3 protein-coding genes are annotated in these 2,523 nt (G+C 60.2%); all 3 read right to left on the bottom strand.

All coding sequences use genetic code 11. The features are described 5' to 3' along the window. Positions 1-684, bottom strand: a 684-nt coding sequence (locus WBP53_RS03025) for a quinone-dependent dihydroorotate dehydrogenase (protein WP_423925800.1), incomplete at its 3' end; no start/stop codon positions are given. Positions 685-687: 3 nt separating this feature from the next. After that, on the bottom strand, positions 688-969 hold the full coding sequence (locus tag WBP53_RS03020; protein WP_423925798.1) for a DUF4190 domain-containing protein: 282 nt from the start codon (positions 967-969) through the stop codon (positions 688-690). A 285-nt stretch (positions 970-1,254) separates the two neighbouring features. Beyond that, the coding region (locus WBP53_RS03015) for an aldehyde dehydrogenase family protein (RefSeq protein ID WP_423925796.1) at positions 1,255-2,523 on the bottom strand (1,269 nt) is incomplete at its 5' end.

Here is a 2,523-nt window from a genome sequence, read left to right as displayed (position 1 = left end):
GGAATCGAGCTCGAGCTCGGTCAGGTCCGGAGCAATCTTGAGCAGAATCGGCTTGCGCGAGCCATGTCGGGAAGCATGCGCCTCGCCGGCTTCGCAGATGCCGCCAATGAACCGGCGCAGGGTTTCCTCTTCCTGGAGGTCGCGCAGGCCCTGGGTGTTGGGTGAGGAGATGTTCACCGCAATGTAGCTGGCCCGTGCATACACGCGCTCGAGACAGAACAGATAGTCATCAATCGCATTCTCGTTCGGCGTGTCCTTGTTCTTGCCGATATTGATGCCGAGCACGCCATCGAAACGAGAGCGTTCGGCGTTTGCGACCAGCGCATCGACGCCGCCATTGTTGAAACCGAGTCGATTGATCACGGCCTGGTGCTCGGGCAGGCGGAACATGCGCGGCTTCGGATTGCCAGGTTGAGCACGCGGTGTAGTCGTGCCAACTTCAACGAATCCGAATCCCAGCGCCCCGAGTGCGTCTATATGCGCGGCATTCTTGTCCAGTCCGGCGGCAAGGCCGACCGGATTCGGAAAGCTGATTCCGAAAGCCTTGGTCGGAAGGGGTTTTGGCCTGGTCGCAATCAGCGGATTGAGGCCGGTTCGATACGCCGTCTCTATCGCGGTGAGCGAGAGATCATGTGCGCGTTCGGCATCCAGACAGAACAGCAGGGATCGGGCGATTCCGTACATGGCTCAGTTCAGCCCGCCGATACCCAATCCCAGTACCAGGAAGCCGACGAAAAGCAGGATGCCGAGGAGGATCATCCCGAGTTGCACGTAGCCAAGGATCAGTCCGGCAATGGCCAGTCCGTCGCCTTCTACTGTACCCGCCGGCATGCGCCGGATCTCGCTGCGCGCGAGATGGCCGCAGATCACTGCAACCAGGGCGCCAATGAAGGGCAGGCCGACCCAGGTGATGATGCCGAAAACAAGGCTGGTAATCGCGGTGCCGCTGGTTCTTGCAGGTGGGTTCATGGCTTCCTCCGATGCTGCAGTTTAACGTCTGTTCCACACTGTCGGGACACCGGCATGGAAAGCCTGATTGGATATACAGGCGAAAGTATTTAACGAGGTGAAGCGATTCCCGCCTTCGCGGGAATGACGGCTTGGCGTGGCCGCATTGGGCGGTCAAATTCAGCATTGGTGGATCTGGTCATTCCCGTGAAGGCGGGAATCGCTTCCGATCAGGAATGCCAACCCGAAAAAAAACCGGCCGCCAAGGCGACCGGTTCCCCATTGATGATCTGCTTGCTTGCCAGATCAGAACTCGAACTTGATGCCCTGGGCCAGCGGCAGCTCGTCGGAGTAGTTGATCGTGTTGGTCTGGCGGCGCATGTAGACCTTCCAGGCGTCCGACCCGGATTCGCGACCACCGCCCGTTTCCTTCTCGCCACCGAAGGCGCCACCGATCTCTGCACCCGAAGTGCCGATGTTGACGTTCGCAATACCGCAGTCCGAACCAATCGACGACAGGTAACGCTCGGCGTGCTTGACGTTCTGCGTGAAGATCGCCGAGGAAAGACCCTGCGGCACATCGTTCTGCATGGCGATGGCCTCGTCCAGCGTCTTGAACTTCATCACGTAGAGGATCGGCGCGAAGGTTTCGGTTTGCACGACCTCAGAGTCGTTTTTCAGGCCGGTGACTACGGTCGGCAGCACGAAATTGCCCTTGCCATCCTTCTTCGTTCCACCCGTGGCGATGGTGCCGCCGAGTGACTTGGCCTTCTCGATCGCAGCGAGGAAGTTCTCGACTGCATCCGGGCTGTTGAGCGGGCCCATCAGGGTCTTGGCATCGGTCGGATCACCGATCTTGCCTTCGACCTGCTTGTACGCCTTGACCACCGACGCCACCACTTCGTCGTGGATCGACTCGTGCACGAACAAGCGGCGGGTCGACGTGCAACGCTGACCGCATGTTCCGACTGCACCAAAGACGATCGCCGGCAAGGCCAGCTTCAGATCAGCCGTATCGTCGACGATCATGGCGTTGTTGCCACCGAGCTCGAGCAGGCTGCGGCCCATGCGCTGGGCGACGCGCTCACCAACCGTACGGCCGACCTTGGTCGAGCCGGTGAAGCTGACCAGCGCAACGCGACGGTCATCGACAAACGCCTTGGCCAGATCGGTGCCGGCATCATTGAAGAGGAAGAACAGATCCGGGTAGCCGGCATCCTTCAATGCCTCGTTGCAGATCTTCATCGTCGCGATCGAGGTCAGCGGTGCCTTCGGCGACGGCTTCCAGATGCAGATGTCACCGCATACCGCGGCCAGCATGGCGTTCCAGGCCCAAACGGCGACCGGGAAGTTGAACGCGCTGATGATGCCGACGATGCCCAGCGGATGCCACTGGTCATACATACGGTGTCCAGGACGCTCGGAATGCATGGTGTAGCCGTACAGCATGCGCGACTGGCCGACCGCGAAATCGGCGATATCGATCATTTCCTGCACTTCGCCATCACCCTCGGGCTTGATCTTGCCCATCTCCAGCGAGACGAGAGAACCCAGGGCATCCTTGTGCTTGCGCAG

Source organism: Dokdonella sp. (assembly GCF_049593775.1).
GTDB lineage: Bacteria > Pseudomonadota > Gammaproteobacteria > Xanthomonadales > Rhodanobacteraceae > Dokdonella.
The sequence above is the reverse complement of the archived record's forward strand: the minus strand, read 5'-3'. Positions and strand labels throughout refer to the sequence as shown.